The sequence below is a fragment of the Bradyrhizobium sp. MI1.7 genome (assembly GCF_055811795.1).
This window is the reverse complement of record NZ_JBVVPO010000148.1, coordinates 1-6,630: the sequence shown is the minus strand read 5'-3', so window position 1 is coordinate 6,630 and position 6,630 is coordinate 1. Positions and strand designations below refer to the sequence as shown.

General features: G+C 59.1%; 6 protein-coding genes and 1 pseudogene. 5 read left to right on the top strand and 2 right to left on the bottom strand.

The genetic code is table 11. The features are described 5' to 3' along the window. On the bottom strand, positions 1 to 279 hold a 279-nt coding region (locus AC0L3X_RS46215; RefSeq protein ID WP_473317540.1), incomplete at its 3' end, for a hypothetical protein. Positions 280 to 723: 444 nt separating this feature from the next. Further along, positions 724 to 1,073 (bottom strand): annotated as a pseudogene (locus AC0L3X_RS46210) (PRC-barrel domain-containing protein). A 323-nt stretch (positions 1,074 to 1,396) separates the two neighbouring features. On the opposite strand from AC0L3X_RS46210, the gene AC0L3X_RS46205 reads away from it, so the two are divergent. The 5 genes from AC0L3X_RS46205 to AC0L3X_RS46185 all read left to right on the top strand — a co-directional run bounded on the left by AC0L3X_RS46205 (position 1,397) and on the right by AC0L3X_RS46185 (position 6,370). After that, positions 1,397 to 1,831: a hypothetical protein gene (locus AC0L3X_RS46205; RefSeq protein WP_187387703.1), complete on the top strand. Its 435-nt coding sequence runs from the start codon at positions 1,397 to 1,399 to the stop codon at positions 1,829 to 1,831. A gap of 839 nt (positions 1,832 to 2,670) precedes the next feature. Then, positions 2,671 to 3,234 carry a hemerythrin domain-containing protein gene (locus tag AC0L3X_RS46200; RefSeq protein ID WP_063983360.1) on the top strand — a complete coding sequence of 188 codons (564 nt, stop codon included), beginning with the start codon at positions 2,671 to 2,673 and terminating at the stop codon, positions 3,232 to 3,234. A 136-nt stretch (positions 3,235 to 3,370) separates the two neighbouring features. Then, the gene (locus AC0L3X_RS46195) at positions 3,371 to 3,646 is read left to right on the top strand and encodes a hypothetical protein (RefSeq protein WP_231141875.1); all 276 of its coding nucleotides are present in this window, start codon (positions 3,371 to 3,373) and stop codon (positions 3,644 to 3,646) included. A 139-nt stretch (positions 3,647 to 3,785) separates the two neighbouring features. After that, the gene (locus AC0L3X_RS46190; protein WP_085398194.1) at positions 3,786 to 4,022 is read left to right on the top strand and encodes a hypothetical protein; all 237 of its coding nucleotides are present in this window, start codon (positions 3,786 to 3,788) and stop codon (positions 4,020 to 4,022) included. A gap of 1,853 nt (positions 4,023 to 5,875) precedes the next feature. After that, positions 5,876 to 6,370, top strand: coding sequence for a DUF4142 domain-containing protein (locus AC0L3X_RS46185; RefSeq protein ID WP_063983357.1), 495 nt, complete (start codon positions 5,876 to 5,878; stop codon positions 6,368 to 6,370). Positions 6,371 to 6,630 lie beyond the last annotated feature (260 nt).

Below are 6,630 nucleotides of genomic sequence, written 5' to 3'. Positions count from 1 at the left end.
TTGGCGCCATTCGGCGAAGGCGGTGTCTGGGATGGTGAGCCGCAGCTCGGACCACGCGGCCTCGAAAGCCTCGCGCGCGGCTTCGAAGGTGGCGGCTATGCCACTCCGCCATGTGCCTGGCTCCATGCCACGATAGAAGCCGATGGACCAACCCCATTGATCGGCGTGGATCGGTACGCCGGCGCGCGCGCCGATGGTCCCGGTGCGGACGTCGGTGAAGTAGATCTGCCAAGATTCCTCGTGCGGATTGTTACCGCGGCGACGGGTGAGGGCGGTCATTCCACAAGAATAGGGGCAAGTCAGGCGCGGGACCAGTCGCTGGATTTTGAGGCCTGCTCTGGTCTCAGGGCTCTATCTGTTGGTCAACGCTTAAGCGCTTCGTGCGGCCAGAGCTGCACCTTGTTATCGTGCGCCGCGTAGCGCTCCGGTGATCACGCCAGTGCGCGCCGCTCGCGCTCCTCAGCCCAAGCAGTAAACGTCGCATGCGCCCAGGCCGGCGAGGACGGCGGGATCGCACCTCGGGTCTGCACCCCTCCAGCCGATCGGAGAGCAACAGCACGTCAACATAGGCGACGCCATGTTCGCGCGCGATAGGGAGATGCGGGAATGTCGTCCGCCCAACAACGTGCTTTTCTATTTCCCATAAACGCGCCGCTGACAGCCGTGCCGACCCAAGGGCTGGTCGTTCAGTTCTTCAGTCTGGCAACACACGACTGGGAAGTTTCAGATGCACTGCCGGGCGTCATAAAAGCCACCCCGACCCTCCCAGTACGTCGGCGTCCCATAGTACCGGTGGGTGCGCGCTTCCCAGTCTCGATCCTGCCATGAGTCATCACTGAACTCAGGCGCGTCCCTCAGCTGTTGCTCGGTGATGTTGGTTCGAAAACCACCAAGCGCGACGTATCGTATTTTAGAGCGCCCCACGGAATGGGGTAATGGCTATGGCCCAATCCAACAAATCCACCCAAGCTCAAGACGGCATAAGCCACGCGACCTGTGACCTTGTCGATGATGAGGTGATCAATCTCACCGATGTTCTTTCGATCTGCTCCATAAACCTCGGTCCCTTGAATGTAGGTTTTGTCGGCCTAACTCGGCCACTCCAGGGGTGTTCCTAGCTTCGGAGAATAGTGTCGCACGCCAATCATCAATCTATCGTCGTCGACATCGATTCAAACAACCTCCAGCTCCGATCCCATGGCGAAAACCTGTATCGGAAGGCGAAGTGGGCAAAGACGAGGATAATGAGGCCGCCAACTGAGCGGCCCTATTTTAGGTGGCGATTTTGGCCCCGGTGAACTCAGCCACTCGTCAATGTTGGCGCTGCTCTTGCGCGTCCGGAACGGAAGGCGCCATCCTTTGTTCAATCGTCCAGAGAGTTCAAAGGAGAAGGGCTATGATCGCTAACAGATTTATGATCTTGGGTGCGTTGCTCGCCTTCAGCGCCAACTCCGTTTATGCCGGTCCCTGCACCACGGTGAGCCGCGATGCAGGATCAGGAAATGTCCCGGGCTATACGGGACAAACCACTGGTTCCACAGCAACTGATTCTAAGCAGCAACCGCCGACATCTTCGATGAGCAAAGCCTCGGAGAATACCGCAACGTCGTCGGAAGATGCTCAGCGCCAGATGCAGAGCCAGCCGACCGCTGCCGAACAATCAAAGGCGACCCACCCCGCACCCTCTGCCCAGTCACCGGATCGAACGGCAGGCACCGTCGAGCAGACCCGCCCCGCGCCCACGGAACAATCAAAGAAGGCGACGGCCGGTGCGGCCGAGCCCGCGCCGTCCCAGAAAAAGGTAACGGCGGCCGACCAGGACTGCGAGTAAGCGCGGGGGTCAATGGCTTCAAGAGGGAACACTGGCTAAACGCCTGATATGAAGTGGTCCTCTGCACCACTGGACCGGGCCGGTGCCGATTGCTTCCGCTTCCGGTCCGAGGTTGAAGTCGATCGGCGCACGTTGGCTGCAACCCATGACAGCCTTATGCGGTCACCGACCGCACAAGGGCGTGCCGACTGGTCGACGCTCGCGCGATCTTGCCGTCCGTGCCAAAGCCGACGACGTGGAAGACTTCCTTCCCGATGGATGCCGATCGAGGCCAGCGGCTGTGTGGTGGTGTCCATGGGATGTTTCTCCGGATGCTGCAGGGTAGTCTTTCCAGACTGATCCCGCGGAGGAAGCAGCCGGTCCATCCCATTAGCGGACCTTGCGACGCGCTGGTTGGTCGTCTCAGGAGTCGCGATACCCGGTCAGTTGTGCTGACTTTCGGATGAGCCGGAGATCATATAGTTTCTTTAATGCTGCTCATCGAGACAGGACATGCCGGCATCTCCGTTTTAGCGAATGGCAGCGCGATTGCCGTCCGCACGCATCGCCCTCTCAACGAAACCGACAGTCTCTTTGTGCGGTCACGAGGACTAACCGCGCGCACGGCACGCGAAGAGCGAAGGCCGCCGGGGCTGACTGAGTTGGCGAGCCCTACTTTCAGCTGAGCAGCCACAGAGCGAAAGAAGCGCTCCCGTCCAATGTCGTGATCGAGCTTTAGGCACGGCTGAGACTGCCGTCGGGAAAGCCGGCGGCCGATTTAAGTTGTCTCGGATTGATCTGTGGCAAATGCTGACACCGGACCAAAGACTATACTGGAGACTGGTTTATGGAGCTCTGCCATGATCATAGAGCGCTTATCCCAAGAGCATCTCAACATTGAGAAGCTGCTGGCCATCCTCGAGCGGGAACTCGAGGTATTCGACCGCGGGGACCGTGCTGACTACGAGGTCATTCACGCGGTTATCAGTTACTTCGAAGTCTACCCAGAAGTTTATCATCATCCCCAGGAAGACTTGGTATTTGCCAAGCTGAGGGCACGAGATCCGGCTGCTGCTGCGAAGGTCGGCGATCTAGCTCGCGAACACCAGAAAGGGGCCCAACTTTTGCGCCGCGTCGCTCAGGCGGTCGACGGCGTTCTCGCGGAACGTGAGATTCTGCGCGAAGATGTGGATCTTATCGTTCGGGATTTTATCGCGCACGAGCGCCGTCACATGAGGATGGAAGAACGCGATTTTTTTCCCGTGGCACTTAAGGTTCTCAAGCCTCAAGATTGGACTGAGATCGCTTCAGCCGCAACGAGTCACAATGACCCGCTATTCAGCGACGTTGCCGAGGAGCGGTTTGATACGCTGCGCGCACATATTGTGCGGCTTGAGCAGGAGGCTGACGCCGAGCGTAAGTAATCGCTATGGCGTCGCGCCATGCATTGTGCCGCGCGACGCTGAGGACGCTGAGGTCAAGCGTAAGGCAGAGTCAGAATTGAGCTGCGCCTTTGCTTGCGCGCTCACATACGCTTGCGGCCCGAAGCAGGAGGCTATGATGCCGCTCCACACCGACAATCTCGAATCGACCATGCGCTATGCATTGCTGACAACGCGTGCTATAGCCCTCTGTCCTTTCCATCCCGAGGTCATGATCCGCGTCGGAGACAGCGACGCCGAAACACATGCTTATTACCGCGCCAGAAGCATCACCAAGAGTGATGGCACGTGCTGGGAGCGTGAAGATCTCATGGAGGAGATTGTGCGCCAACTCACGGATGCGGCCGACGGCGTGTGTCCTCGGTGTGCGCAGCTGGTTGCTTCCCATAACTGACGGGCCGCGCCGTCAGGACACCGGAAAGGGAAGACCGAGGCAAAGAATCTTAGTGTTGGCTAGCTGACAGCATGCTCGTTCACGCTGGTTGGCTTTCGGCAGGATCGCGGCAAGACAAACCTCACGATGGCCGGCCTTCATGGAGACGCGCGAAGACTACTTGCTCCGGCTGGCGAGTGTTTTGGATGTTCTCGCGATGGACGAGCGGCTGATAGTTCGCGGCCGATACATTGAGCGCGCGTTCGGCGGTACGCGTGCCCTCGCGATTGCAGAGGCAGGAGTCTTTGCCCGCGCGCATGGCTGCGCGTTTCGTTACGACCGCATCAAGCGCCAAGGAGAGTTCACCCGTGTATATCCGGCAGGCGGCAGGGCGTGAAGTGGCTCGTCGAGAGCGCGGGCTACTGCCGCTCATGAGTGTGGGAAAGCCGCCAGCTATTAGCACACAGGGGCGCCGCCGAGGGTTGGCCGGACCCGCCAAAAGACCTTGCCGAGTACTGCCAGCGCCACCGCATCAGCTTCGACCGGATGCTCGGCTGCCGTCTGATGGGCCTCAACGAGCGCCGCTGCCGACAGACGTAGCTGCCGAGTGCCGAACAGCTCGCAGCGAGGTATGCTCCACTTTCGCCGGAGGAGCAGGCGATTGACGCCGAGATCAGGCGCATCCTGGCCCAGCGTGGACCAATGAAGCCGCCGTCGCCGAGCCCATAGGAGGCGCGACCGGCAGCGGCTGATGACGCACCGCCGTCGGCTGAAGCGCTGAAGACGATTCCGCGGTTCGCGCTCGGCCGGCGACTCCGCTAACTTAATCCTGTAATCGGTGCCCGCCGATTGCCAATATCTCAGTCAAAACTCCCGCCGGCTCGCAAGGTCGGCGGGTTTTCTTCGACCGAGCTTCGAATGACAAATGCCAACCGAATAGTGCTGGCGCAGCTCAATACATCGTCTCTCAGGCCTTACCGAAACTCGGCGCACGTCCATGCGCAGGGCTCGGCTCAAGATCGAGCGCCTTAAGGCACGGTTAAGACGCATCGAACGGGCTACTCGGCGGTCCGACCCAGCGGACCGCTTCTAAGTACAGCAAGTTTTCGCCCACGGAACGCGTGCGAGCTACTGCGTCGCGGGTGTGGGCCGTTCGGGCTGCCGACCCGGCTGTGACAAAAGGCACTTCTGCGAGTGGCATCGTGGACCTTGCGGCAAATCTTGGAACTATATGCACGCTTACTCGCATAAGTTTTATTGCCACAGTTTTGCACCACAAAGGGATCAGCATCTGCCAATGGGGGGCATGGCCGATGAAACGAGACCTGAAAGAGCTCCGGCGGATAGAGCAGATCTGTCTAGCTGAGGCCGCGCTTGCCACGATGGATATCGAGCGGATCGGACTACTGAAGGTCGCCGAGGATTGTAGGCGCTCCGTGGACGAGATCGAGGCGCGGGCCGCCCTTCAGAGTCGAGTTCGCAGTTTTTTGGGGGTATCGTGGATACGCAGACACCAATTGGCCCGGTCGCGTGGGCGTGCGGTCTGATCGGCCTGGCGCTGTTCGTCGCGCTCTATCTTCCTTGGTAAGCCGATCGCGAGTCCATCACAAAGGCCCGCCGGTTCACGCTGGCGGCTGGGCGCTGTTCGTTATCATCGCTCTGTCCGCATGTAAGGGCTGCGCTCTGAGACCAATCGAAGGTCGGGGTCGGCGGCTATGGTCAGGGAAGCCTCGATCCGGAGCGGGTTCTCTGGAGGGCGCTCAGCCAGCTCAGCCCAAGCGATGACGCCGACTGCGAAAAGCGTTGCCGTTAAAGTCCAAGGATACCGCATCATTGCGTCCTCCTTAGTCTGGTATCAAAGTCCCGATCAGGTTGAGCAGCGCCTGGTGCTCCGGACCGTTTACGCTGTCGCGCAGGAATCGGCCGATTTCAATGTACGAGGTCCGTCCTCCTGAGCCGGCATTCGGCTGATGCTTCACGACTGGCGTGCTCGAAGCTGGATGTCGCGCCAAAGACCAGACGTCGCCATTGCTGCTTTCATACAGGACCCGATCGCTCATAGCGAGCTAATAGCGCCCGCACTATTCGGTTCCTGTCGGGGATCGTGCCGACTTCGGCCTACTAATATCCTGCGGTAGGTCCTGCGTCCGAACCCAAGAGGCGTCCGCCAGATCCAACGCGCCATATCCTCAATTGGAACCTCTTCCGCAATTGACGTGTTCATCGACAGACAACCCACAGGAGTTGCCGATGATCAGAATGCTTATGTCACTCGGGACAGCAACCTTGATGGCAATCTCAATTGCCAGCGCATCTGCGAAAGACAAGCAAAGCGAAACCTTCCTTAAGAAGGCAATCGAGGGCAATTTCGCTGAAGTGAGCATGGGAGAGCTGGCGCAGCAAAACGGTCAAAGCGACGCCGTCAAATCGTTTGGCAGGATGCTCTCTACAGACCACGCTGCCGCCAATCAGAAGGCATTAAATGCTGCCCAAGCACTGGGAATGAACTCACCAGGCGGACCGAATGCGAAGCAAAAAGCTGACCATGACAAGATGTCAAAAATGACCGGCGCGGGTTTCGATAAGATGTTCGCTACCCACATGGTCGCAGACCACCAGACGGATATCGCCGAGTACAAGAAGGCATCAAAAAGTAAGGATGCTGCTGGAGAATATGCTTCCGGCCAGATAGATACGTTGCAAAAGCACCTGGACACCGCAAAATCGTTGAAGAGCGGTAATTGATCCGACGCCGGGAATTGGGGCGGCAGGATCGCGGCAAAGATATGCAAAGCGCCGGGCGGAAGATTATCCCGTCGGTTTACTGGTGCCTGGCGGATCGCTCGCGTAAGCCGGCGGCCGGGCTTAAACCTTCTAGGCCGATTGACGGGCTTGATTCTCAACGCGGTTTGGGACTCGCCTCCGGTTCGACGTAAGCGCTGTTTCGGTCCCACCTTCCATTGAAGGCGTCGAGCGAGGAATGATCGATCTCTGATTGGAGATCG

Excerpts from the sequence above, each read along its gene's own strand:
- AC0L3X_RS46185 (WP_063983357.1), top strand. The coding sequence starts at position 5,876 with ATGATCAGAATGCTTATGTCACTCGGGACAGCAACCTTGATGGCAATC.
- AC0L3X_RS46195 (WP_231141875.1), top strand. The coding sequence starts at position 3,371 with ATGCCGCTCCACACCGACAATCTCGAATCGACCATGCGCTATGCATTG.
- AC0L3X_RS46200 (WP_063983360.1), top strand. The coding sequence starts at position 2,671 with ATGATCATAGAGCGCTTATCCCAAGAGCATCTCAACATTGAGAAGCTG.
- AC0L3X_RS46190 (WP_085398194.1), top strand. The coding sequence starts at position 3,786 with ATGGAGACGCGCGAAGACTACTTGCTCCGGCTGGCGAGTGTTTTGGAT.
- AC0L3X_RS46205 (WP_187387703.1), top strand. The coding sequence starts at position 1,397 with ATGATCGCTAACAGATTTATGATCTTGGGTGCGTTGCTCGCCTTCAGC.